This window comes from Paraburkholderia caribensis (genome assembly GCF_002902945.1).
In the GTDB taxonomy this organism is placed as follows: Bacteria; Pseudomonadota; Gammaproteobacteria; order Burkholderiales; family Burkholderiaceae; genus Paraburkholderia; species Paraburkholderia caribensis.
Genome location: NZ_CP026101.1, coordinates 1430489 through 1454302, shown reverse-complemented (window position 1 = coordinate 1454302; position 23814 = coordinate 1430489). Strand labels below are relative to the sequence as shown.

The 23814-nt window shown below is 64.9% G+C and carries 22 protein-coding genes; 12 read left to right on the top strand and 10 right to left on the bottom strand.

Going from position 1 to position 23814, the window contains the following annotated elements:
- The first annotated feature begins 3 nt into the window (after nt 1-3).
- The 5 genes from dapD to cls all read left to right on the top strand — a co-directional run bounded on the left by dapD (nt 4) and on the right by cls (nt 5122).
- Entirely contained in the window at nt 4-831 is an 828-nt protein-coding gene (gene dapD, locus C2L66_RS06470) for a 2,3,4,5-tetrahydropyridine-2,6-dicarboxylate N-succinyltransferase (RefSeq protein WP_035990804.1), read from the top strand.
- 2 nt (nt 832-833) lie between these two features.
- A complete protein-coding gene (locus C2L66_RS06465) occupies nt 834-1202 on the top strand; it encodes an ArsC family reductase (RefSeq protein WP_054934458.1) in 369 nt (122 codons plus the stop codon).
- A gap of 130 nt (nt 1203-1332) precedes the next feature.
- Nucleotides 1333-2472 (top strand): succinyl-diaminopimelate desuccinylase, encoded by a 1140-nt coding sequence (gene dapE / locus C2L66_RS06460; protein ID WP_060602712.1) that lies wholly within the window; start codon nt 1333-1335, stop codon nt 2470-2472.
- 15 nt (nt 2473-2487) lie between these two features.
- Nucleotides 2488-3375: a 50S ribosomal protein L3 N(5)-glutamine methyltransferase gene (gene prmB, locus C2L66_RS06455; protein ID WP_054934457.1), complete on the top strand. Its 888-nt coding sequence runs from the start codon at nt 2488-2490 to the stop codon at nt 3373-3375.
- A gap of 307 nt (nt 3376-3682) precedes the next feature.
- Entirely contained in the window at nt 3683-5122 is a 1440-nt protein-coding gene (gene cls / locus C2L66_RS06450) for a cardiolipin synthase (protein WP_054934466.1), read from the top strand.
- A gap of 7 nt (nt 5123-5129) precedes the next feature.
- Here the strand turns inward: cls and C2L66_RS06445 are convergent, their stop codons facing one another.
- Entirely contained in the window at nt 5130-5621 is a 492-nt protein-coding gene (locus tag C2L66_RS06445) for a glutathione peroxidase (protein WP_054934456.1), read from the bottom strand.
- Nucleotides 5622-5747: 126 nt separating this feature from the next.
- Between C2L66_RS06445 and C2L66_RS06440 the strand changes: the two genes are divergently transcribed.
- Both C2L66_RS06440 and C2L66_RS06435 read left to right on the top strand, forming a co-directional pair.
- A complete protein-coding gene (locus C2L66_RS06440; protein WP_060601290.1) occupies nt 5748-7685 on the top strand; it encodes an ATP-binding cassette domain-containing protein in 1938 nt (645 codons plus the stop codon).
- Between the two features lie 57 nt (nt 7686-7742).
- Nucleotides 7743-8870 carry a CaiB/BaiF CoA transferase family protein gene (locus C2L66_RS06435; RefSeq protein WP_098021538.1) on the top strand — a complete coding sequence of 376 codons (1128 nt, stop codon included), beginning with the start codon at nt 7743-7745 and terminating at the stop codon, nt 8868-8870.
- On the opposite strand, the gene C2L66_RS06430 is transcribed toward C2L66_RS06435, so the two are convergent.
- From C2L66_RS06430 to alr, 3 genes are all read right to left on the bottom strand, one after another.
- Nucleotides 8867-9130 carry a DUF2866 domain-containing protein gene (locus C2L66_RS06430; RefSeq protein WP_035991350.1) on the bottom strand — a complete coding sequence of 88 codons (264 nt, stop codon included), beginning with the start codon at nt 9128-9130 and terminating at the stop codon, nt 8867-8869. The two genes, C2L66_RS06435 and C2L66_RS06430, sit on opposite strands and share 4 nt — an antisense overlap.
- 139 nt (nt 9131-9269) lie before the next feature.
- On the bottom strand, nt 9270-10646 hold the full coding sequence (gene radA, locus C2L66_RS06425; RefSeq protein ID WP_035990795.1) for a DNA repair protein RadA: 1377 nt from the start codon (nt 10644-10646) through the stop codon (nt 9270-9272).
- Nucleotides 10647-10691: 45 nt separating this feature from the next.
- The gene (gene alr / locus C2L66_RS06420; RefSeq protein ID WP_054934454.1) at nt 10692-11762 is read right to left on the bottom strand and encodes an alanine racemase; all 1071 of its coding nucleotides are present in this window, start codon (nt 11760-11762) and stop codon (nt 10692-10694) included.
- A gap of 219 nt (nt 11763-11981) precedes the next feature.
- Between alr and lplT the strand changes: the two genes are divergently transcribed.
- Nucleotides 11982-13289: a lysophospholipid transporter LplT gene (gene lplT, locus C2L66_RS06415; RefSeq protein WP_060601293.1), complete on the top strand. Its 1308-nt coding sequence runs from the start codon at nt 11982-11984 to the stop codon at nt 13287-13289.
- A gap of 96 nt (nt 13290-13385) precedes the next feature.
- Nucleotides 13386-14192, top strand: a complete 807-nt coding sequence (thiD, locus tag C2L66_RS06410) for a bifunctional hydroxymethylpyrimidine kinase/phosphomethylpyrimidine kinase (RefSeq protein ID WP_060601296.1) — start codon at nt 13386-13388, stop codon at nt 14190-14192.
- Nucleotides 14193-14214: 22 nt separating this feature from the next.
- Here thiD and C2L66_RS06405 read toward each other — a convergent pair whose 3' ends face one another.
- From C2L66_RS06405 to tsaB, 4 genes are read right to left on the bottom strand one after another with little or no spacing between them, the layout of a single operon-like run.
- Nucleotides 14215-15195, bottom strand: coding sequence for a DUF1853 family protein (locus C2L66_RS06405; RefSeq protein ID WP_060601298.1), 981 nt, complete (start codon nt 15193-15195; stop codon nt 14215-14217).
- Nucleotides 15192-16217, bottom strand: a complete 1026-nt coding sequence (locus C2L66_RS06400; RefSeq protein WP_060601301.1) for a uracil-DNA glycosylase — start codon at nt 16215-16217, stop codon at nt 15192-15194. Before C2L66_RS06400 ends, C2L66_RS06405 begins: the two co-directional genes overlap by 4 nt.
- Nucleotides 16204-16698, bottom strand: coding sequence for a ribosomal protein S18-alanine N-acetyltransferase (rimI, locus tag C2L66_RS06395; RefSeq protein WP_054934449.1), 495 nt, complete (start codon nt 16696-16698; stop codon nt 16204-16206). The genes C2L66_RS06400 and rimI overlap by 14 nt, the downstream gene beginning before the upstream one ends.
- Nucleotides 16695-17585 carry a tRNA (adenosine(37)-N6)-threonylcarbamoyltransferase complex dimerization subunit type 1 TsaB gene (tsaB, locus tag C2L66_RS06390; RefSeq protein ID WP_060601310.1) on the bottom strand — a complete coding sequence of 297 codons (891 nt, stop codon included), beginning with the start codon at nt 17583-17585 and terminating at the stop codon, nt 16695-16697. Before tsaB ends, rimI begins: the two co-directional genes overlap by 4 nt.
- Before the next feature lie 157 nt (nt 17586-17742).
- Between tsaB and C2L66_RS06385 the strand changes: the two genes are divergently transcribed.
- From C2L66_RS06385 to aceA, 3 genes are all read left to right on the top strand, one after another.
- Nucleotides 17743-18012: an acyl-CoA-binding protein gene (locus C2L66_RS06385; protein WP_035991348.1), complete on the top strand. Its 270-nt coding sequence runs from the start codon at nt 17743-17745 to the stop codon at nt 18010-18012.
- A 421-nt stretch (nt 18013-18433) separates the two neighbouring features.
- Nucleotides 18434-20113, top strand: coding sequence for a DEAD/DEAH box helicase (locus C2L66_RS06380; protein WP_060601313.1), 1680 nt, complete (start codon nt 18434-18436; stop codon nt 20111-20113).
- A 394-nt stretch (nt 20114-20507) separates the two neighbouring features.
- Entirely contained in the window at nt 20508-21815 is a 1308-nt protein-coding gene (aceA, locus tag C2L66_RS06370) for an isocitrate lyase (protein WP_060601316.1), read from the top strand.
- 314 nt (nt 21816-22129) lie between these two features.
- Here the strand turns inward: aceA and C2L66_RS06365 are convergent, their stop codons facing one another.
- Together C2L66_RS06365 and C2L66_RS06360 are read right to left on the bottom strand one after the other, a co-directional pair.
- The gene (locus C2L66_RS06365) at nt 22130-22564 is read right to left on the bottom strand and encodes a universal stress protein (RefSeq protein WP_007580518.1); all 435 of its coding nucleotides are present in this window, start codon (nt 22562-22564) and stop codon (nt 22130-22132) included.
- A gap of 252 nt (nt 22565-22816) precedes the next feature.
- A complete protein-coding gene (locus C2L66_RS06360; RefSeq protein WP_060601318.1) occupies nt 22817-23719 on the bottom strand; it encodes a LysR family transcriptional regulator in 903 nt (300 codons plus the stop codon).
- Between the last annotated feature and the right edge of the window lie 95 nt (nt 23720-23814).

The following is a 23814-nucleotide window of genomic DNA, read 5'->3' as shown; positions in this document are numbered from 1 at the left end:
AACATGTCGCAACAACTTCAGCAGATCATCGATACCGCCTGGGACAACCGCGCCGACCTGTCGCCGAAGGCCGCGCCCGCCGACGTGCGCGAAGCCGTCGCGCATGCCATCGAGCAGCTCGATAAGGGCGCGCTGCGCGTCGCCGAAAAGAAGGATGGCGACTGGGTCGTCAACCAGTGGCTGAAGAAGGCCGTGCTGCTGTCGTTCCGCCTCGAAGACAACGCGCCGATGCCGGCTGGCGGCTACTCGCAGTTCTACGACAAGGTGCCGTCGAAGTTCGCCAACTACACGGCTGAAGACTTCGCCGCCGGCGGCTTCCGCGTCGTGCCGCCCGCCATCGCGCGCCGCGGCTCGTACATTGCGAAGAACGTGGTGCTGATGCCGTCGTACACCAACATCGGCGCCTACGTCGACGAAGGCACGATGGTCGACACGTGGGCCACCGTCGGTTCGTGCGCGCAGATCGGCAAGAACGTGCACCTGTCGGGCGGCGTGGGCATCGGCGGCGTGCTGGAGCCGCTGCAGGCCAACCCCGTCATCATCGAAGACAACTGCTTCATCGGCGCGCGCTCGGAAGTCGTGGAAGGCGTGATCGTCGAAGAGAACTCGGTCATTTCGATGGGCGTGTACCTCGGCCAGAGCACCAAGATCTACGACCGCGAAACGGGCGAAGTCACGTATGGCCGCATTCCGGCGGGCTCGGTGGTGGTGGCGGGCAACCTGCCGTCGAAGGACGGCTCGCACAGCCTGTATTGCGCGGTGATCGTCAAGAAGGTCGACGCCAAAACGCGCGCGAAGGTCGGCCTGAACGAACTGCTGCGAGGCGACTGATCGTGGCACGCGCTTCCGCTACGACCGTCGTCTACGGCATTCCGAATTGCGACACCGTGAAGAAGGCGCGCGTGTGGCTCGAGGAACACGGCGTCGAGTTCGAGTTTCACGACTTCAAGAAGGCCGGCGTGAACGACAAGCTGATTGAAGACTGGCTCAAGGATGTGCCGCTCGATCAGCTCATCAACAAGCGCGGCACGACCTGGCGCGGCCTGTCGGACGTGCACAAGGCCGAAGCCGGCACGACCGCCGGCGCGATCGCGCTGATGATCCACAAACCGTCGATCATCAAGCGGCCTGTGATCGTCGTGAACGGGCGTGTGAAGACGCTGGGCTTCTCGGCGGACAATTACGCGTCGCTGTTCGCCTGAGCTTTCTGCGCTTCGGCGCACGCATGTAAAAGCTGTTGCCGGCCCGCTCGGGCCGGCATTTTTTCACCCCTGGATTCAAGCGTGGCGGTTACGCGCGCGTCTCACCTGCTGGTTGGAAGGAACTGAATCGATGTCCGGCACCCTTGCCCTTACCGAAGCCCTGATCGGCCGCGCGTCCGTCACGCCCGACGACCAGAACTGCCAGCGCCTGCTGATCGAGCGCCTGTCCGCGATCGGCTTCGAATGCGAAACGATCGAATCGAACGGCGTGACGAACCTGTGGGCCGTCAAGCGCGGCACCGCGGGCCAGGACGGCAAGCTGCTCGCGTTCGCGGGTCACACCGACGTCGTGCCGACGGGCCCGCTTGATCAATGGACCTCCGCGCCGTTCGAACCGTCCCATCGCGACGGCAAGCTGTACGGACGCGGCGCCGCCGACATGAAAGCGTCGATCGCGGGCTTCGTGGTGGCAAGCGAAGAGTTCGTCGCCGCGCATCCGCAGCATCGCGGTTCGCTCGCCTTTCTTATCACCAGCGACGAAGAAGGCCCTGCAACGGACGGCACCGTGAAGGTCGTCGAAGCGCTGCAGGCGCGCGGCGAGCGTCTCGACTATTGCGTGGTGGGCGAGCCGACGTCGAGCGTGCAGTTCGGCGACATGGTGAAGAACGGCCGCCGGGGTTCGATGTCGGGCAAGCTGACCGTCAAGGGCGTGCAAGGGCACATCGCCTATCCGCATCTGGCGAAGAACCCGGTGCATCTGCTCGCCCCCGCGCTCGCCGAACTGGTCGCCGAGCATTGGGACGCAGGCAACGAGTATTTCCCGCCCACCACCTGGCAGGTTTCGAACATCCACAGCGGCACGGGCGCGACCAACATCATTCCGGGCCACGCGGAAGTGATGTTCAACTTCCGCTTTTCGACGGCGAGCACGGTTGAAGGACTGCAAAGCCGCGTGCATCAGATCCTCGACAAGCATGGCCTCGAGTACGACCTGAAGTGGACCGTGAGCGGCCTGCCCTTTCTGACGCCGCGCGGCGAGTTGTCGAATGCGCTGGAAAGCGCGATCCACGCCGAAACGGGTCTCACGACGGAACTGTCCACCACGGGCGGCACGTCCGATGGCCGCTTCATCGCGCGCATCTGCAAGCAGGTGATCGAATTTGGGCCGTTGAATGCGAGCATCCACAAGATCGACGAACATATCGAAGTTGCACATATCGAGCCGCTCAAGAACGTCTATCGACGCGTGCTCGAACAACTGATCGCCTGACGGAGGGCCCAGACCATGACTCATCCGTTTTCCACGGTTCGCGATGTGCTGCGCCATGCGGTGACGCAGTTCAACCAGGCCGGCCTGGCGTTCGGCCACGGCTCGTCGAACGCTTATGACGAAGCCGCGTATCTTGTCCTGCACACGCTGCATCTGCCCATCGACCTGCTCGAGCCGTTTCTCGATGCGCGCCTCACGTCCGCAGAAATCGACGCGGTGCTGAAAGTGGTCGAGCGGCGCGCGAAGGATCGCGTGCCGGCCGCCTACATCACGCAGGAAGCGTGGATGCACGGCTATCGCTTCCATGTCGACGAGCGCGTGATCGTGCCGCGCTCGTTCATCGGCGAGCTGCTGCAGGACGGCTTGCAGCCGTACGTCGAGGACCCCGAACAGGTTGGCGCGGTGCTCGAATTGTGCACGGGCTCCGGGTGCCTCGCGATTCTCGCGGCGCACGCCTTCCCGAATGCCGACATCGACGCCGTCGATCTGTCGCCCGCCGCGCTCGAAGTCGCGGCACGCAATGTCCACGACTACGAGCTGGACGAACGCGTCGCACTGTTCGAAGGCGATCTGTACGCGCCGCTGCCCGAGCGCCGCTACGACGTGATCATCACCAATCCGCCGTACGTGAACGCGGAATCGATGAAGGCGCTGCCCGCCGAATACAAACACGAGCCGGAAATGGCGCTCGCGGGCGGCGCGGACGGCATGGATATCGTGCGCCGCATCATCGCCGATGCCCGCAACTGGCTGACCGACGAAGGCGTGCTGGTGGTCGAGATCGGCAACGAGCGCGCGCATGTCGAAGCGGCGTTTGGCGGCCTCGACCTGGTGTGGATGTCGACCAGCGCCGGCGACGACAACGTGTTCCTGATCCAGGCCAGCGATCTGCCCGGTAACTGACGAATCCGACGGCCGCACGCTTCTGATCCACGCACGACACGACGCACGCCGCCCGCCTGGGCGCCGTGCGTCGCGTGCTTTTCAGCCCGCGCATTCGATGTGCAAAAGCATCGAATTGCGCAAAAAGCCCTTCACGCATTGACGAAGCGCCGACCGCGACGCGGGCGCTTTCGGTAATATGAGCGCGACCGCGCTGCTGTCGCCCGGTATTGAAGCTCAGTCAAGTAGTCAGTCACGCGAGCCCGGCCTCGATAAGTGCCGCCACGAAGTCAACTACGCGCAGCGGAAGGCCATCGCTCGCACGCTTATGCAATTCGATCTGCTTCACATCGGCACGCTTGTGTTTCTCGCCCACGCGCTGGGCGTGATCGCGGCCTGCCACGCCATATTGCATACCCGCACATCGCAAGGCGCGATCGCGTGGGCGGTGTCGCTCGTCGCGATGCCGTATCTGACGCTGGTTCCGTATCTGTTCCTCGGGCGCAGCAAGTTCGCCGGTTACGCGGACGCGCGCCGCCTCGAGAACGAAACGCTGCGCACCCGCGCGCATCCGCCGGAGTGGGATACGGAAGCCTCGTCGCATGGCCGTCCGACGGAAGCGCTCGGCCATCATTTCGTACGCTCGCTCACGCGCCTGTCGGGCATGCCGTTTCTGCCCGGTAACCACGTGCGCACGCTCGTGAACGGCGAAGCGACGTTCGCCGCGATTCTCGATGCGATCGAAAACGCGCAGCGCTACATCGTCGTGCAGTTCTTCATCGTGCGCGCCGATGCGCTCGGCGAGATGCTCAAGGACGCGCTGCTCGCAAAGGCCGCGCAAGGCCTGCGCGTGTACGTGCTGTACGACAGCATCGGCAGCTTCGACCTGCCGCACCGCTATGTCGCTTCGCTGCTCGCGGGCGGCGTGCAGATGCATCCGTTCGCGACGAACCGGCAGTTCGTCAACCGTTTCCAGCTCAACTTCCGCAATCACCGCAAGATCGTCGTGGTGGATGGCGAGCGTGCGTTTGTCGGCGGACACAACGTCGGCGTCGAGTATCTGGGCGGCAAGCCGCCCCTGTCACCGTGGCGCGACACGCACATAGAAGTGCGCGGCCCCGCCGTCGCCAGCATCCAGTTCGTGTTCACGGAAGACTGGTACTGGGCCACGCAGGATCTGCCGCACTTCGACTCGCCGCCACCCGCGGGGCCTGGCGACGGCATGCACTGCCTCGTCGTGCCGACGGGCCCGGCCGACAAGCAGGAGACCTGCTCGCTCTTTTTCGTCGAAGCGATCAATGCGGCGCGCGAGCGGGTCTGGATCACCACGCCCTACCTCGTGCCCGACGAAGCCGTGTTCGCGGCCTTGCGGCTCGCGGCGCTACGCGGCGTCGACGTGCGCATCCTGATTCCGTGCCGGCGCGACCACCGTGTCGTGTTCGAAGCGTCCAAACTCTACGCGTACGACTCGATCCGCGCGGGCGTGCGCGTGTTCCGTTACCGGCCGGGCTTTCTGCATCAGAAGGTGGTGCTGATCGACGACGTCGCGGCAGCCGTGGGCAGCGCGAATCTCGACAACCGGTCGTTCCGCCTGAACTTCGAGATCATGGTGCTGACCGTGGATCACGGCTTCGCGCTCGAAGTCGAAGAAATGCTGCTGCGCGACTTCGCCGAATCGTTCGAGATCGACCGCAGCGAGTATCGCAACGCGCCCGCGCTGCGGCGCGTGTTGATGCATGTCGCGCGGCTCTTCGCGCCGATCCTGTGACGCGCGCTTACAGCAGCGCTTCGATGTCGTCGGTGATCGTTTCGGGTTTCGTGGTGGGCGCGTAGCGCTTGACGACCTTGCCGCTGCGGTCGACGAGGAACTTCGTGAAGTTCCATTTGATCGCTTCGATGCCGAGCACGCCGGGCGCCTCGTCTTTCAGAAATTTGAACAGCGGGTGCGCGTCCGGTCCGTTGACGTCGATCTTGTCGAACATCTGGAACGTGACGCCGTAGTTCTTTTCACAGAACGCGCCGATCTGCGCGGCGTCGCCGGGTTCCTGCTTGCCGAACTGGTTGCACGGAAACCCCAGCACCTGCAGTCCGCGCGCCGCATACTGCTCGTGCAGCTTCTGCAAACCCGCGTACTGCGGCGTGAAACCGCATTCGCTCGCCGTGTTGACGATCAGCATCACCTTGCCGTCATAGCGATCGAGATTGACCGGCTCGCCACCCAGTGTGCGAGCCGAAAAGGAATAAACCGAAGACTTGTCCGCTGCCATGTGCCGCCCTCCAGGAATGTCGTTAGTGTAGGTGTTTCGACGCCGCGCGCCACCTGGCCGATCGGCCAATGCCTGAGCGCGCGCCGCGCAGTCTAAAATAGCGTTTTTCTTCGAGCCGGCCTTGCTGTGATCCGCTTTAACCAGTTCAGTCTCGCGCGCGGCACCAAGCCGCTCTTCGAACAAACCACGTTCACGCTCAACCCCGGCGAGAAGGCCGGTCTCGTGGGCGCAAACGGCGCGGGCAAATCCACTTTGTTCTCCGTCCTGCTCGGCGAACTGCACGCGGACGGCGGCGATGTCTCGATCCCGCCGTCGTGGCAGATCGCGCACGTCGCGCAGGAAACACCCGCCGCCGACAAGACCGCGCTCGACTACACGCTCGACGGCGACGCGGCCTTGCGCGCGATCGAATCGCGCATCGCCACGGCCTCCGCCGCCCATGACGGCGCAGCCGAAGCCGAAGCGCACGCCGCGTTCGCCGATGCAGACGGCTATACGGCGCCCGCGCGTGCCGAGGCATTGCTGCTCGGCCTCGGCTTCACGCTCGAACAGACACGCGCGAGCGTAGGCAGTTTCTCGGGCGGCTGGCGCATGCGCCTGAACCTCGCGCAGGCGCTGATGTGCCGTTCGGACCTGCTGCTGCTCGACGAGCCGACCAACCACCTGGACCTCGATGCGATCGTCTGGCTCGAAGACTGGCTGCACCGCTATCCGGGCACGCTGATCGTGATCTCACACGACCGCGAATTTCTCGACTCGGTCTGCAATGTTACGCTGCATCTGGAGAACCAGCAGATCAAGCGGTACGGCGGCAACTACTCGCAGTTCGAAGTGCTGCGCGCGCAGCAACTCGCGCTGCAGCAGAACGCTTACGAAAAGCAGCGCAAGACCATCGAGCATCTGCAGAGCTTCGTCGACCGCTTCAAGGCAAAGGCGACCAAGGCGCGCCAGGCGCAAAGCCGGATGAAAGCACTCGAAAAGATGGAGCTGATCGCGCCCGCGCATATCGCGTCGCCGTTCACGTTCGAGTTCCGCACGCCCGTCTCCGCGCCTAATCCGATGATGGTGATGGAAGAGGTGCGCTGCGGTTATCACGCGGTGGACGGCGGCGAGATTCCCATTGTCGAGCGTGTCGCGCTGTCCATCCAGAACGGGCAGCGCATCGGCCTGCTCGGCGCGAACGGCCAGGGCAAGTCGACACTCATCAAGACGCTCGCGGGCACGCTGGCGCCGCTCGGCGGCCATGTGCGCGAAGGCAAGGGTCTGCAGATCGGCTACTTCGCGCAGCATCAGCTGGAAACACTGCGGCCCGACGATTCCCCCTTGCAGCATCTGGCGCGGCTCGCGCCCGACACGCGCGAACAGGAACTGCGCGACTTCCTCGGCAGCTTCAACTTCTCCGGCGACATGGCGACGGCCGCCATCGCGCCCTTCTCCGGCGGCGAAAAAGCGCGTCTGGCGCTGGCGCTGATCATCTGGCAGAAACCGAACCTGTTGCTGCTCGACGAACCGACCAACCACCTCGACCTCGAAACGCGCCATGCACTCACCATGGCGCTCGCGCAGTTCGAAGGCACGCTGATCCTCGTGTCGCACGACCGGCATCTGCTGCGCGCCACCACGGACCAGTTTATGCTCGTCGCGAAGCACAAGCTGCAGCCGTTCGACGGCGATCTCGACGACTATCGCGACTGGCTGCTGCAACACGCCGCCGAGCAACGCGCGGCGCTCAAGGCGGAAGCATCGAACGGCGATGTGAACGGCGCGGATGTGTCGGTGAATCGCAAGGAACAGCGCCGTCTCGAAGCGGAAACGCGCCAGAAGCTCGCGCATCTGAAGAAGCCGTTGCAGACCCGCATCGCGAAGATCGAAAAGGAAATGGATGCGCTGAACGCGGAAAAAGCGACGCTCGATACCTTCGTCGCCGATCCCGCCAGCTACGCCGCCGAGCAAAAAACCAGGCTGACGGAGGCCATACGCCGTCAGGCAGATGTCAGCGCACGTCTCGAAACGCTCGAAGCCGACTGGCTCGAAGCGCACGAGGAACTCGAACAAATCGGCTAACGGCCCCTTCGCCGCCGCGAAGGCACAGACAGGGAATCGAGGCCGCGCCAGCAATCGATGGAGGGCTGGGCATTGTCGTCTACTGCCGCATTGAAGGGCTTGCGCGTGCTCGATCTGACACGCCTGTTGCCCGGTCCCGTCGCGACGCTCCGGCTCGCGGAAATGGGCGCCGACGTGTTGAAGATCGAAGCGCCCGGCGCCGGCGACGCCACGCGCACGATGATGCAAAGCAGCGCCGACCGCGTGGCGGGACGGCCCGGTGCGTTCTACCGGCTGGTGAATCGCGGCAAGCGCGAGACGCGGCTCGATCTGAAGTCTGAAGGCGGACGCACCGTGCTGATGGCGCTCGCGCGCGAAGCGGACGTGCTGATCGAGAGCTTCCGGCCTGGCGTGATGGAGCGGCTGGGCCTGGGCTATGACGTGTTGCGCGTGATCAACCCGAAGCTCGTCTATTGCGCGATTTCGGGCTACGGCGCAGACGGGCCTTTCGCGCAACTGGCCGGGCACGATCTGAACTACATCGGCTATGCGGGCGTGCTCGACCAGCTGGCTTCGCGCGACGGCGCGCCGATCGTCCCCAACTTCCAGATCGCCGATCTGCTCGGCGGCGCGCTGTCGGCAGTCAACCAGATTCTTGCCGCGCTATGGGCCGTGGCGCGCGGCGGCGATGGACGGTTCGTCGATGTGTCGATGGCGCATTGCACGTACGCGAACAACGTCGTCGCGCAAGTCGCGCTCGCCAATGACGGCACGGCGCCCGTCGCGGGCAGCAGCCTGTTGAACGGCGGCGTGCCCTGCTACAACCTGTATCGCACGCTCGATGGGCGTTGGCTCGCCGTCGGCGCGCTCGAACTCAAATTCTGGGAAACGCTGTGCATGGCGCTCGACCGCCCCGACTGGGCAACGCGCCACTGGAGTCTCGGCCAGGCGATCGCCGGACCGGACGCGGTGCAGTTGATCAAGGACCTGGCCGACGTGATTGCCGCGCGGACGCTCGACGAATGGGCCGCGCTGCTGGTGCCGCTGGATTGCTGCGTATCGCCCGTGCTGACGCCGGCGGAAGCCGCCCACCATCCGCTCTTCAATGCGGCCGCGCGCGAGGCGCTGATGCAGCGGCAGGCGAGCGACGCAGAGTCCGACGAGGCGCCCGACGGACTCAGCGAAAGCCGCGCGGGGAAACCTTAGCGCCGCGGCAAGGTCTGCCGTGGCTCCCGCTCGTCGTCGATCAACCGGTGCTTGCGGCCTTCAACGTGGTGCCGGATCGTGGCCCGCACCTCGTCGGGCGTCACATCTTCCGCGACCACGCGTCGCGAAATTTGCCCCGTCGTGTCGATCCATTCGACGATCCGGCAGCCGCCGCCCCAAAGCCCTTGAATGGGCGCGGATACGCGACAGCCGCGCAGGTTCGAGAGAAACTCGCCCGAGGATTCATGAGACTGTTTCAAGACGCTTCCTTTTTCCGCTCGTGACATTCCACTTCACGAGGATAGGGAAAACGAAAGTCGCCTGGGTTACAGCCGCAGTTGAGAAATTTACAGCGGATTACGACAGAAAGCCGACGCAGTCCGCCAATGTCCGGGCCGGCTATTCGAGCGTTCGGATACGGTCGATTGCCTGCTCAATGCGCTCGACGGCGATCACCTGCAATCCGTCGATAGCTTGCTTCGGAGCATTCGCCTTCGGAATCAGCGCAATCGAAAAACCGAGTTTCGCGGCTTCCTTCAGACGTTCCTGACCGCGCGGCGACGGCCGGATTTCACCCGCCAACCCCACTTCGCCGAACACGATCAGCCCCTTCGGCAGCGGCTTGTTGCGCATCGACGAATGAATCGCGAGCAGCACGGCGAGGTCGGCGGCCGGCTCGGTGATCTTCACGCCGCCCACCGCGTTCAGGAACACATCCTGATCGAAACAGGCGATGCCCGCGTGCTTGTGCAGCACGGCGAGCAGCATCGCGAGACGGTTCTGTTCGAGGCCGACGGCAAGCCGGCGCGGATTCGGCACGTTCGCCGCATCGACGAGCGCCTGCACTTCGACCAGCAGCGGCCGCGTGCCTTCCTGCGTGACCAGCACGCACGAGCCAGGCACGATCTGCTCGTGCTGCGACAGGAACAGCGCCGACGGATTCGCGACGCCGCGCAGGCCGCGTTCCGTCATCGCGAACACGCCCAGCTCATTGACGGCGCCGAAGCGGTTCTTGAACGCGCGCACCAGCCGGAACGACGAATGCGTGTCGCCTTCGAAATACAGCACGGTATCGACAATATGCTCGAGCACGCGCGGACCAGCCAGCGCGCCCTCTTTCGTCACGTGGCCGACCATGATGATGGCCGTGCCGGACTGCTTGGCGACGCGCGTCAGTTGCGCGGCGCACTCGCGCACCTGCGCGACCGAGCCCGGCGCCGACGTCAGCGCTTCAGAATAGATGGTCTGGATCGAGTCGATCACGGCGACGTCCGGCTTTTCGTCGGCGATGGTCGCCTGGATTTTCTCCAGCTGGATTTCGGCCAGCAGCTTCAGCTCGCTGGCGTGCGAACCCGGTTCGAGCAGCGACAACCGTTGCGCGCGCAACGCAATCTGCGCCGCCGATTCCTCGCCGCTCACATAGAGCGCCCGCCGCTCGCTGGCGATTTCCGCGAGCGACTGCAACAGCAGCGTCGATTTGCCGATCCCCGGATCGCCGCCGATCAGCACGACGCCGCCCGCCACCAGTCCGCCGCCGAGCACGCGATCGAACTCGCCGACGCCCGTCGAAAAGCGCGGCACGTCCGACGCATGGATTTCAGCCAGCCGCTGCACCGGCTGGCTCTTGGCAAGCGCCTGGAAGCGGTGCGCGGAAGGCGACTCCGCGACCGATTCGACGAGCGTGTTCCACGCATGACATGCAGGGCACTGGCCCTGCCACTTCGGCGATTGCCCGCCGCATTCCGTGCAGATGTACAACGTTTTCTGTTTAGCCAACTTGTTTCGTCACGCGTCGTGATGCTTCGTTGTTCTGGATAGGGATCATTCGGCGCGCACGGGCACGCGCGGCGCGACGGCGCACATCAGCTCGTAGCCGATCGTGCCGCATGCCTGCGCGACATCGTCGATGGGCAACTGCGCGCCCCACAGCTCGACGCGCGAGCCGACGGTCGCCTGCGGACAGGGCGTGAGGTCGACGGTAATCATGTCCATCGACACGCGCCCGACGATCCGCGTACGGATGCCGTCGACGATCACGGGCGTGCCTTCCGGCGCGACACGCGGATAGCCGTCCGCGTAGCCGCACGCAACGACGCCGATGCGCATGCCTGCGCGCGCGGTGAAAATCGACCCGTAGCCGATCGTGCTGCCTTCCGCGAGGGTCTGCACAGCGATCAGTTCCGAGCTCAACGTCATGGCCGGCTGCAGGCCCGTGTCCTTGATGTCCGCGCTCAGGCCCGACGGCGACGCGCCGTACAGCATCACGCCCGGGCGCACCCAGTCGAAATGCGCCTCCGGATACCAGAGCGTAGCGGCCGAATTGGACAGGCTGCGCGCGCCCGCGATGCCCTGCGCACCGCGCTCGAACGCTTCCATCTGATGGGAGATGCCGCGCTCGCTGTCGGCGTCCGAGAAATGGGTCATCAACGTGATCTGACCCACGCCCTGGCAGGCCCGCGCACGCTCCCACGCGGCGCGGAACTTCTCGGGCAGATAGCCGAGCCGGTTCATGCCGCTGTTCATTTTCAGCTGGATATTGACGGGTTTGGACAGCCGCGCCATTTCCAGCATGCGCAATTGCTCGTCCGAATGCAGCGCCGTGGTGAGGCTGTAGCGGTCGATCACGTCGATATCCGTCGGCCGGAAAAAGCCCTCGAGCAACAAAATTGGCCCGGCCCAGCCCAATTCACGCAACTTCACGGCTTCTTCGAGGTCGAGCAAACCAAAGCCGTCGGTTGCGCGCAGGCCCGGGAACGCCCGAGCGAGCCCGTGACCGTAGGCGTTGGCCTTGACGACGGCCCAGATCTTGGACTTCGGCGCGTAACGGCGGGCAACGGCGAGGTTATTGGCGAGAGCGGCGGTATGAATCGTGGCTGAGACTGGGCGCGGCATGGGATATTTTCGTAAAGACATTGTCGAATCAGCAGCTTACAGGGCGTTTGTAACGCTCCCGCGGCAACCGCGACAATGCGATCAAGGATTCTGCTAGTCGGGATTCGGCTATTTTCGTGATATAAAGCCGTGCGCACAACCCATTTCGAACGGAATAAGCCCGGACGCACACCTCACGGCCGGGGCGGACAGACCGCAGCGAGGAAAGCATCGCATCAGATGAAAAAAGGTTTTTACACCATTATGGCCGCGCAGTTTTTTTCGTCGCTGGCCGACAATGCGCTTCTGATCGCTGCTATTGCACTGCTGAAAGATCTTCACGCCCCGAACTGGATGACGCCGCTGCTCAAGCTGTTTTTTGTGCTGTCGTACGTCGTGCTCGCGGCTTTTGTCGGCGCCTTCGCGGATTCCCGTCCGAAGGGCCGTGTGATGTTCGTGACCAATACGATCAAGGTGGTCGGTTGCCTCGCGATGCTGATCGGCGCGCATCCGCTGCTGGCGTACGGCATCGTCGGCTTTGGCGCCGCCGCCTACTCGCCCGCCAAGTACGGCATTCTCACCGAACTGCTGCCGCCTGACCGACTCGTCGCCGCCAACGGCTGGATAGAAGGCACGACCGTCGGCTCGATCATTCTCGGCACCGTGCTCGGCGGCGCGCTGATCAGCCCGCATATCGCCTCGCATATCATCAAGCACACGCCCCCCGCGATCCATACGCCGGCGGAAGCCGCGATGCTCATCATCATCGTGATCTACGCTATCGCCGCGCTCTTCAATCTGCGCATTCCCGACACGGGCGCCCGCTATCCGCGCCAGGCACACGGCCCGATCAAGCTCATCACCGACTTCGCCGACTGCTTCGTCGTGCTGTGGCGCGACAAGCTCGGCCAGATCTCGCTCGCCGTCACGACGCTGTTCTGGGGCGCCGGCGCGACGCTGCAATTCATCGTGCTGAAGTGGGCGGAAGTGTCGCTCGGCATGTCGCTGTCGGAAGGCGCGATCCTGCAGGCCGTCGTCGCCGTGGGCGTCGCGGCGGGCGCGATGGTCGCCGCCGCGCGCGTGCCGCTGAAGAAGTCGCTGTCGGTGCTGCCCGTCGGCATCATCATGGGCATCGCGGTGATGCTGATGGCCTTCTATACGAAACATCTGTTTCCGACTCACTGGGGCTTTTACTTCGGCAGGATGCACGTCCCCGGTTATCTGATCTTTGCCTATATCTTCCTGATGATCGTCGGTGCGCTGTCGGGGTTCTTCGTCGTGCCGATGAATGCGCTGCTCCAGCATCGCGGGCACGTGCTGCTGTCGGCGGGTCACTCGATCGCCGTGCAGAACTTCAACGAGAATCTCTCCGTGCTCGTCATGCTGTGCCTGTACGCCGTGCTGGTGTGGCTCGACGTGCCCGTCGCCATCGTGATCGTGCTGTTCGGCACCTTCGTGTGCGTGATGATGTGGCTCGTGATGCGCCGCCATCAGGCGAACCAGCGCGCGTTCGATTCCGTGTCGCTGATCGGCGAAGCGCGGCACTGACGCCGCGCTGACACCCGCCGCTGCCGCACCTTGGCTGCCGCCGCGCATCCGTCTTCTTTCAATGCGTCACGCGCGCTTCGCTTTTCAGGTTCTTCCATGACCCGACCGATTCCCAACGTCCTGACGATCGCCGGTTCCGACTCCGGCGGCGGCGCCGGCATTCAGGCCGATCTCAAGGCTTTCTCGGCGCTCGGCGCGTACGGCGCGAGCGTGATCACCGCGTTGACGGCGCAGAACACGCGCGGCGTGACGGCCATCCACACGCCCGATCCCGGCTTCGTCACCGCGCAACTGGACGCCGTATTCGACGACATCCGCATCGACGCGGTGAAGATCGGCATGCTGGCGAACGCGTCGATCGTGCGCGCCGTCGCCGATGCGCTGCGCCGTCACCAGCCGAGGCACGTGGTGCTCGATACCGTGATGATCTCGAAGAGCAATCACGCGCTGCTCGCACCCGAAGCCGTCGACGCCGTGCGCAGCGAACTGCTGCCGCTCGCCGATCTGCTGACGCCGAACCTGCCGGAAGCGGCCGCGCTGCTCGGCACATCGAGCGCGGCCGACGAAGCCGCGATGGTCGATCAGGGCGAAGCGCTACGCAAGCTGGGCGCGCGCGCCGTGCTGATGAAAGGCGGCCATCTCGCCGCTGCCGACAGCCCCGACTGGCTGATACAGGACAGCGGCACGATGCGCCTCGCCGGACCGCGCGTGCCCGTCAAGAACACGCACGGCACGGGCTGCTCGCTGTCGTCGGCGATCGCGGCGCTGATTCCGCAGCGCGACGACCTCGCGAGCGCCGTCGCCGACGCGAAAGTCTGGTTGACGGGCGCGCTCGAACAGAGCGGCCGGCTCGACGTCGGTCATGGCGTCGGGCCGGTGCATCATTTCTATCGCTGGTGGTGACGCCCTGGCGCTGAGCGCCTGGTCAGCGGCGCGTCGGCTCGCGCGCAAATGCCTGCGCGCGCTCGGGCCAGTCGTCGGGCACGATGAAGCCGCGCGAGCGCTCGGTCCACTGTCCATCGGCACGCTCGACGAACGCCGCGACCATCGTGGGGCCGGTCTGTTGCGCGAGTTGCTGCGCGAGCGCAGCCGCTGACATGAAACCCGGCGCGTGACGCCCATCGCGCACGCGCGGTGCGAGCCATTCGAGCCTGGGCAGCAGCATCCACGCATCGGCCTGCGTGCCGGCAAACGACGCCCAGTCGGCGCGCGTCGTCCACCAGCCGCGCGCGTGCGCCGGATCGATTTCGACGGGATCGCGCTCCGCGCGTCCATTCCGATAGAACAGCCAGCCCTTGACGAACATCTGCGGCTCCCACGGCCCCCGATGTCCGAGCGACGCAAACTCTTCGCGCGCACTGAGCGGCAGTTGATGATCGAGCAGATGCGCGAGCTTCAGATCGAAGCGGTCCTGCAGATTCGGGCCCACGTAATCGGCCAGCTCGCCGCGGCCATCGCCCGCGTGCAGATAACATTTGACAGCCAGTTCCCAATGCAGCCGCCTGCCCGCCTGCGTCTCGACGAGAAAATCGCATTCGCCTAGCGTCACGCCCGCGCGGCGCAGCGCGACGTTCGCCGCAATCAGGTGGGCCGCCGGGCCCTGCTGCAGAAACCATCCGAGCAGGCACTCGGCGTAGCGCCCGAGGCGCGTCACGCGCGCCGCCGCGATATGCCGATGCAACGCGGCGGGGTCGGCATCCTGCGCTTCGAGCCAGTCCAGCGACGCAGCGACTTCATCGGGCGATTCGAACGGCGTCGCGAGCACGCCGGGCGGCCGTTGGGCGCGCAACAGACCGGGACTGAACAGCAACCACGCGATGTCGCGTACGGCGGCATCGGCCAGCGCATCGAGCCGGACCGTTGACGGCGCATCGAATGAGGCGGCCGGCCCGGCGTCCTCGCTCATTTCGCCGCTTCTCCTTGCGCGGCTGCGTTGCGCCAGGTGTCGCGAGCGAGGCACAAGTCCTGCCAGGACTTCGCCTTGTCGCCGAGGCTGCGCAGCAGATACGCGGGATGATAAGTAACGATGACGGGCACGCCTTCGTATTCGTGAACGCGTCCGCGCAGCGACGAAATGCTCGCCTCCGTCTTCAGCAGACTCTGCGCGGCGAAACGCCCAAGCGCCACGATCAGCTTCGGCTTCACGAGCGCGACCTGGCGTTGCAGATACGGCTCGCAGCGCGCGACCTCGTCCGGTTCCGGATTGCGGTTGCCAGGCGGCCGGCACTTGATCACATTGGCGATGTAGACGTTCGTGCCGCGCGCGAGATCGAGCGATTGCAGCATGTTGTCGAGCAGCTTGCCCGCCTGACCGACGAACGGTTCGCCCTGCTTGTCCTCGTTCTCGCCTGGCGCCTCGCCGATCAGCATCCAGTCGGCTTCGCGATCGCCGACGCCGAACACCGTGTTCGTGCGCCGCTCGCATAGACGGCAGCGTTCGCATGCCGACACGCGGGCTTCGAGCGCGGGCCAGTCGAGCGTATCGATGGCGGGCTGCGCGGGGCTGTCCGCTCTGGCTTCGACCTCGGACGCAGGCGACGGCGGTTCGGCGGGAAGGTCGTCGAACCAGGCGAAGTCGTCGTCGGCCGGCGGCGATGGCGTGTCGGCTGCGGGCGGCGGCGCGCGGCGGGATTGGGGTGCATGCGCCCCTTGCGCTTCGGCTCGCGCAACGGGTTTGATTGCAGGCTCAACGATGTCACCCGGCATTGCAGTGTCCGATTGCGCTTCGATCGGACCCGTTGCTTCCGCGCGAACCGCCTGGTTGCTATCAGCCGCCTCCCTATCGGCGCGCGCAAGCGGCGCTTGGCTCGCCACGGCATCGGCGGAGATTACGGGTGGAGGCTGGTCTGCCGCGCCTTGCGTGATCCCGCGACGCACCCACATCGGCGCCAGGCCGAGTTCTTCCATTGCAGATTCATGCAGCGCCATCTGCGCCCTCCTTTGCGAAACTGAAACGCATGACGATGGCGTCCTCCCGGCTGCGATGCCGCGCCGGATAATAGTTCTTGCGACGGCCAATCGACGTGAAGCCAAAGCGCTCGTACAGCTTGATCGCGCGATGGTTCGACGGCCGCACTTCGAGCAGCATGCCCGCGAGCTTCTCGCCGCGCGTGATGCGCACGGCTTCGCGCAGCAGTGCGAGCCCCGCGCCCGCATGCTGCGCCACGGGCGCGACACACAGGTTCAGCAGATGCATTTCATCGACGACGGGCATCAGCACGCAATAGCCGATCAGCGTACCCGTCACGTGCCGCAGGCACATGCCAAAGTAACCGTTGCGTAGCGAGTCTTCGAAGTTGCCCCGGCTCCATGGAAATTCATACGCGAGCTTTTCGACGGCGGCGACCTCATCGAGATCGCCCTCCGTCATTGGCGACATGTAGCGGTCCGCCAGCAACACACCACTCATCGCGTGCCCTCGTCGTGCGCGGTTTGGGCCGACCGGCCCGTTTTATCCGTTTTACCCGATTGATCTGCTTTACCCGGCTGGGACTCGTTGCCCGGCTGACCCGTCAGCGCTGCCGCGGCCCGCACTTGCGCCGCTTTCGCGGCCATGCGCTCTTCCGTGGTCTGCGCGACCTTGTCGCGGATGTATTCCGGCGCGGCCTGGTCGGCGGGTAGCGTGCGGCCCGCGCGGAACGCCCGCAGCGCGGCGAACGCAACCGGCAAGGCGTGCGGCACGGCTTCCCGATCGACGCTGCGCGCCGCCGACGCCGCCGTCAGTCGCTCGCCGAACGCAGCTGCGGCATTGCCCGCGAGCGTGAACGGCTGATCCGGCAACGTCAGCGCATCCGGCGCGCCAAGCGACGCGGGATGAACCGTGCGCCATTCGCCCGCGCCGTCGTCCCACGCGTAGTCGGCCCAATAGACCTCGTCCATGCGGGCGTCGAGCGCGGCAAGCACGCGCGTCACCGACGGATCGCGCAGCCGCGCGCTTTCGGCACACGCGAGCAACGTGCCGACGGGCACCACCGGGCAGTCCAGCCCGAACGCGAGGCCCTGCGCGACGCCCGTCGCGGTGCGCAGACCCGTGAACGAGCCGGGACCAGCACCGAACCCGATCGCGTCGCAATCGGCGAGCGCGAGGCCCGCTTCGTCGAACAGTTCGCGGATCGCGGGAAGAAGCCGTGCGCTGGAGACCGCGCCCGTCGCCTCGTGGCGAGTCCACACACGCGGCGCGGACGCAGGCGCGCGCGGACCGGCCGGTGACGCAGCGTCGGCGGATTCGGCGGACAGGAGTGCGACCGAGCAGAATTCGGTCGAAGTATCGAGGGCAAGCAGCACGGTTTTCGTCATGACCGCTATTGTAATGCGGCACCCTGCGTCGCCGGATGCGAACAAAAGCCCATCCGCGCCCGGCGTTTGGAAGGATCGCTCCATCCCCGCGTGACCGCGCGCCGCGCGTCGCTTGTTATGATCGACGCCCTATCTCGAATAAAGCATGGAGAATCTGATGAGCGACGTGGACGGTCTCTTCGCCAAGGCACAGGAAGACGTGAAGCAACTGCCGGAGCGTCCGGGCAATCTCACGCTGCTGCGCCTGTACGCGCTCTTCAAGCAGGCCACCGACGGCGACGTGCACGGCGACAAGCCCGGCTTTACGGATATCGTCGGCAAATACAAATACGACGCGTGGGCCGCGCTGCAGGGCACGCCGCAGGAAACCGCGCGCCAGCAATATGTCGAGCTGGTCGAGTCGCTGAAAAACGGCACGGCGGCCTGATACGGCTCGCATTGAAGGCACGGCTGAGCATCTATTCGTCCCACGAATCAGCCATCTTCGTTCAGAAAGTTCTTAATGGTGGCGCGGTGCAGCAAAATTCGGTACAATGCTGACTGCGCTTCACCGCTTATGTCCGGCCTGTTCCGGCGACGCTGCGGAAAAGCGTCTCGTAGCGTTTTGCTCCAATCCAGTTTAGAACCTGTCCCCTCCTGCATGGCCCTACGGGCCGTCAAGTCCAGGCTGGCGGCACGCCAATTCCGGCATGTCGCATTCGATACAGCTTCTAACGAGAAACTCGCCTTCATTGTTGCGAGTTGCCCCCGTTTTTCGATTTGCTCGCTGATTTTTTGCTCGCTGAATCCGACGACTTGGGTATGCCGATTGGCGCCGACGTGTTATTTCCCATGTTTCAAGGATTCTCATGACTTCGAGCAATACCACCAGCCCGCTGAACGCCATCGCCGAACAAGCCCTCGGTCTCGACACGCCGGAAACGGCCGTGCAAGCCGTTGAAGCTGAAGGCCCGACGTTCGCTGAGCTGGGTCTGTCGGCGGATATCGTCTCTGCGCTGACGGCAGCCGGCTACAAGACGCCGACGCCCGTCCAGCAGCGCGCCATCCCCGCCGGCATCGCGGGCCGCGATCTGCTGGTCTCGAGCCCGACGGGTTCGGGCAAGACGGCGGCGTTCATGCTGCCCGCCATCGAGCGTTTCGCACAGCTGCAAAAAGCCCAGGCCAGCCAACCGCGCGAGCCGCGCAGCGACAGCGCCGCGGGTGGCCGTGGCCGCCGTCCGATGCCCGTCGCGCGTCCGGGCCTGCTCGTCCTCACGCCGACTCGCGAACTCGCGATGCAGGTGACGACGGCAGCGTCCACGTACGGCAAGCACCTCAAGCGCCTGCGCACCGTCAGCATTCTGGGCGGCGTCGCCTACGGCCAGCAGCTGATGCTGCTGGCGAAGAACCCCGAAATCCTGGTCGCCACGCCGGGCCGTCTGCTCGACCATCTGGAGCGCGGCCGCATCGACCTGTCGCAACTGCAGATGCTCGTGCTCGACGAAGCCGACCGCATGCTCGACATGGGCTTCATCGACGACATCGAGACGATCGTCGCCGCGACGCCCGCGACGCGTCAAACCATGCTGTTCTCGGCCACGCTCGACGGCAAGATCGGTTCGCTGACGGGCCGTCTGCTGAAGGATCCGGAGCGTATCGAGATCGTCCAGCGCATGGAACAGCGCACGAACATCGCGCAAACCGTGCACTACGTCGACGACCGCGATCACAAGGATCGTCTGCTCGACCATCTGCTGCGCGCCGACGGCCTCGACCAGGCCATCGTCTTCACGGCGACCAAGAGCGACGCCGACTCGCTGGCCGGCCGTCTGGCCGATGCCGGTTTCGAATCGGCTGCGCTGCACGGCGACCTGCCGCAAGGCGCGCGTAACCGCACGATCCGCGCGCTGCGCGAGCGCCGCGTGCGCGTGCTGGTGGCTACCGACGTCGCTGCGCGCGGCATCGACATCCCCGGCATCACCCACGTGTTCAACTACGACCTGCCGAAGTTCGCCGAAGACTACGTGCACCGTATCGGCCGTACGGGCCGCGCGGGCCGGTCGGGCATCGCGGTGAGCCTCGTGCATCACGCGGAACAGGGCGCGCTGAAGCGCATCGAGCGTTTCGTGCGTTCGCCGCTGCCCGTCAACGTCGTCGAAGGCTTCGAGCCGCGTAAGTCACCGCCGGCCAACGGTCGCGGCGGTTTCGGCGGCGGCCGTGGCCGTCCGGGCGGCGGCAATGGCGGCCGACGCTTCGGCAGCGGCGGCGGCAAGCCGGGCTACGCTGGTTCGCGTGACGGCAACGGCGGCGGCTATGGCGCCCGTGAAGGCGGTAATGGCGGCGGCTTCGGCGCGCCGCGCGAAGCCGGCAGCGGGGGTGGCCGCAGCTGGGGCAACAAGCCGGCAGGCGGTTCGCGTGAAGGCGGCTTCGGCGGCGGTAACCGCGAAGGCGGCTATCGCGGCGGCAATCGCGAAGGCGGTTTCTCGCGCGACGGCGGTTACGGCGCTCGCCGCAACGACGGCCCGCGCAACACGCGCCGCGGCGACTGATTGTCCGCACGGGCGCCCTCACGGCGCCCGGTACGCACTGGCGAAAATCTGCTGCATCCCGAAAAACCGACGTTCCGGCGTCGGTTTTTTTTCGTCCCGGCCGTTATTTCACGATGCGAAAAATTTTTTTGCGTCGTAAAAAATCGTGTTGCACGGCACAACAAGCGCTGTTGCAACATGGAAAATTTCATTTCTTATTGTGAAATAACTAACGTAACCCGTTGAAAAACATCAAATAAAAAACACCGAAAAAGCTTCGATGGTGTCTGGCCCACCCAATGCCTTTTGCCTAGACTCTTATATAAGACTTCACGAAACGGAACGCCACCGGCGGTCTCGCCTCGCGGAGGTCACGAGTCCAGCGAACCCTCTTACAAGGCAAAAGGAGCACACCATGACGCGCAACGAACAGGCACAGCAGCTTCAACAGCAATGGGAAACGGACAACCGCTGGAAAGGCATCAAGCGCGGCTTCACGGCGGACGACGTGGTGCGCCTGCGTGGCTCGCTGCAAGCCGAACACACCATCGCCCGCCGCGGTGCTGAAAAGCTGTGGAATGACATGCACGAGCAGCCGTTCGTCAACGCGCTCGGCGCGCTGACGGGCAACCAGGCGATGCAGCAGGTCAAGGCCGGCCTGAAGGCGATCTATCTGTCGGGCTGGCAGGTCGCTGGCGACGCCAACGTGGCAGGCGAAATGTATCCTGACCAGTCGCTGTATCCGGCGAACTCGGTGCCGCTCGTCGTGAAGCGCATCAACAACACGCTCACACGCGCTGACCAGATTCAATGGTCGGAAGGCAAGAATCCCGGCGACGAAGGGTATATCGATTACTTCGCGCCGATCGTCGCGGACGCGGAAGCCGGTTTCGGCGGCGTGCTGAACGCGTTCGAACTGATGAAGGCGATGATCGAAGCGGGCGCGGCCGGTGTGCACTTCGAAGACCAGTTGGCGTCCGTCAAGAAATGCGGCCACATGGGCGGCAAGGTGCTCGTGCCCACCCGCGAAAACGTCGCGAAGCTGACGGCCGCGCGTCTGGCCGCCGACGTCTGCGGCGTGCCGACCGTGCTGATCGCCCGCACCGACGCGGAAGCCGCCGATCTGATCACGTCGGACGTCGATGACAACGACAAGCCGTTCCTCACGGGCGAACGCACGGTGGAAGGCTTCTTCCGCACCAAGCCGGGCCTCGAGCAAGCCGTATCGCGCGGTCTCGCCTATGCGCCGTACGCCGACCTGATCTGGTGCGAGACGGGCAAACCCGATCTCGAATACGCGAAGAAATTCGCCGAAGCGATCCACAAGCAGTTCCCCGGCAAGATGCTGTCGTACAACTGCTCGCCGTCGTTCAACTGGAAGAAGAACCTCGACGACGCGACGATCGCCAAGTTCCAGAAGGAACTCGGCGCGATGGGCTACAAGTTCCAGTTCATCACGCTGGCGGGCTTCCACGCGCTGAACTACTCGATGTTCAACCTCGCCCACGGCTATGCGCGCCAGCAGATGAGCGCGTTCGTCGAACTGCAGCAGGCCGAGTTCGCCGCCGCCGAAAAGGGCTTCACGGCCGTGAAACATCAGCGCGAAGTCGGTACGGGCTACTTCGACGCCGTCACGCAGACGGTTGAGCGCGATGCGTCGACGACGGCCCTGCACGGTTCGACGGAAGACGAACAGTTCTTCGACAACAAGAAGGTCGCCTGAAACGTCTGCCGTCCTCCGACGTCGACGGGTGTCAGCGGCAAGAAGATACGCGCTTCTCACTCGCAGCATCGTAAAAAACGGCCCCGAAGAGGGCCGGTTTCCAATACTTCCAGGGAGGAAGTTCGGGTGGTCTGTCCATGACGCCCGATATGAATGAGACGAATCTGAGAGAACCGAAAGGACGCATTCGTCGGTCAGCCCGATCAAGGCTGCCGACGTCATGAATTCGCGCGCCGGCGATCCGCTGGCGCGCGTTTTTCAGACACACCGGGCGAAGACCCGGCATCCACAAAGACGACGGCCGAGAGCGCCGATCACCGATACACAATCACGGGAATTTTCGTATGTGTGAGCACGCGCTGCGTCTCGCTGCCGATCAGCAGACTCCCGAGCCCCCGCCGCCCATGCGACGCCATGAAGATCACGTCACAGCCGCCCGACTCGGCCGCTTCGATGATGCCCAGATACGGCGACGGATGCACGCTCGTCTGGCTCGTGCATTCGACACCCGCACCGCGCGCGGCCTCCTCGACTTCCTGCAGATGCTGGCGCGCTTCGCGCTCGCTGCGGTCCTGGAAGTCCACGGGCGGCTCGATCACGACTTCGGAAAACGGCGAGTACGGATATTGCGGCAGGCACGCGTACGCAGTCACGCGCGCGCCGACGGCCTGGGCGAGATCGATCGCCCCGTCGATCGCCTTCTTCGACAGGTCCGAACCATCCGTCGGAACGAGGATGTGCTTGAACATGGTGCCCTCCGTCGTCGACTGCAGGTGTGGAATGCGCGCGCATGCGATTCGCGTCTCGCGGCCTGGCAAGCAGGAACGCGAATACCGGTATGCGCGTGCAACCGCCTGCGCCGCAGCGGTCGCGATGCCGCGCGGCGGGCCGTCAAAACGATTGTAGTGCGCCGAAAAGTCGCGCAAGCGGCGCGTGCGGGCATGTCCGCATATCGGAAACCCGCGCGCCATCTGGGCTTCGCAGCACGGCGCGCGCCGCGCTCAGCCCCAATACGCGGGATTGCCGTACGTATGCTTGAGGAAATCGAGAAAAAGACGCACGCGCAGCGGCAGATGCCGCCGTTGCGGGAACACCGCGTGAATGCCGATGGGCGGCGCGGCGAATTCGTCGAGCACGCTGACGAGGCGCCCCGCCGCGATGTCCATGCCGACTTCCCACCACGAGCGCCACGCGAGCCCATAGCCTTCCAGACACCATTCGTGAAGCACCGCGCCGTCCGAGCATTCCATCGTGCCCGACACCTTGATCGTGACGACCTTGTCCCCCTGCTGGAACACCCAGCCGCGCTGCTGGTTCGCGCTTGCGCCGAGCGCGAGACAGTTGTGATGCGCGAGATCGGCGAGCGTCTGCGGCGCCGCGCGGTGCGCAAGGTAAGTCGGCGATGCCACGCATACGCGCTTGTTCTCACCGAGTCTCAACGAGACAAGCGACGAGTCAGGCAATTCGCCGAGCCGTATCGCGCAGTCGAATCCTTCGTTAACGAGATCGACCATGCGATCGGACAGATCGAGAGAAATCGACACGTCGGGATGCGCGACGGTGAACGCGGGCACGAGCGGCGCGACATGCCGCCGCCCAAATCCTGCCGGTGCCGACACGCGCAGATGGCCGCTCGCCTTCACGCCGCCCGCCGACACGCTCGCCTCGGCATTCTGCATGTCGTGAATGATGCGCTGACAGTCTTCGAGAAACGCCGAGCCTTCGTAGGTCAGCGTGATACGGCGCGTGGTGCGCACCAGCAACTTGACGCCCAGCCGCTCCTCGAGCGCGTCGATGCGACGCCCAATGATGGCAGGTGCGACGCCTTCGGACTGGGCCGCCGCCGACAGGCTGCCACGCGCCGCGACGGTCACGAAGGTCTCGATCTGTTTGAATCGGTCCACGGCGGATGATGGCGCGCGTCGATCGCGCACGAATAAGAAGTGGCGTCAGATTAGGTTGATGAAAGTAAAAGATCAAGTGATCTTTAGAGTCTTTT

Bases quoted from the DNA above. Each gene is read 5' to 3' on its own strand.
- thiD (WP_060601296.1), top strand. From the start codon at position 13,386: ATGACCCGACCGATTCCCAACGTCCTGACGATCGCCGGTTCCGACTCC.
- C2L66_RS06385 (WP_035991348.1), top strand. From the start codon at position 17,743: ATGAGCGACGTGGACGGTCTCTTCGCCAAGGCACAGGAAGACGTGAAG.
- cls (WP_054934466.1), top strand. From the start codon at position 3,683: ATGCAATTCGATCTGCTTCACATCGGCACGCTTGTGTTTCTCGCCCAC.
- alr (WP_054934454.1), bottom strand. From the start codon at position 11,762: ATGCCGCGCCCAGTCTCAGCCACGATTCATACCGCCGCTCTCGCCAAT.
- tsaB (WP_060601310.1), bottom strand. From the start codon at position 17,585: ATGACGAAAACCGTGCTGCTTGCCCTCGATACTTCGACCGAATTCTGC.
- prmB (WP_054934457.1), top strand. From the start codon at position 2,488: ATGACTCATCCGTTTTCCACGGTTCGCGATGTGCTGCGCCATGCGGTG.
- C2L66_RS06400 (WP_060601301.1), bottom strand. From the start codon at position 16,217: ATGGCGCTGCATGAATCTGCAATGGAAGAACTCGGCCTGGCGCCGATG.
- dapE (WP_060602712.1), top strand. From the start codon at position 1,333: ATGTCCGGCACCCTTGCCCTTACCGAAGCCCTGATCGGCCGCGCGTCC.
- C2L66_RS06435 (WP_098021538.1), top strand. From the start codon at position 7,743: ATGGAGGGCTGGGCATTGTCGTCTACTGCCGCATTGAAGGGCTTGCGC.
- C2L66_RS06405 (WP_060601298.1), bottom strand. From the start codon at position 15,195: ATGAGCGAGGACGCCGGGCCGGCCGCCTCATTCGATGCGCCGTCAACG.
- dapD (WP_035990804.1), top strand. From the start codon at position 4: ATGTCGCAACAACTTCAGCAGATCATCGATACCGCCTGGGACAACCGC.
- lplT (WP_060601293.1), top strand. From the start codon at position 11,982: ATGAAAAAAGGTTTTTACACCATTATGGCCGCGCAGTTTTTTTCGTCG.
- C2L66_RS06445 (WP_054934456.1), bottom strand. From the start codon at position 5,621: ATGGCAGCGGACAAGTCTTCGGTTTATTCCTTTTCGGCTCGCACACTG.
- rimI (WP_054934449.1), bottom strand. From the start codon at position 16,698: ATGAGTGGTGTGTTGCTGGCGGACCGCTACATGTCGCCAATGACGGAG.
- aceA (WP_060601316.1), top strand. From the start codon at position 20,508: ATGACGCGCAACGAACAGGCACAGCAGCTTCAACAGCAATGGGAAACG.
- C2L66_RS06365 (WP_007580518.1), bottom strand. From the start codon at position 22,564: ATGTTCAAGCACATCCTCGTTCCGACGGATGGTTCGGACCTGTCGAAG.
- C2L66_RS06380 (WP_060601313.1), top strand. From the start codon at position 18,434: ATGACTTCGAGCAATACCACCAGCCCGCTGAACGCCATCGCCGAACAA.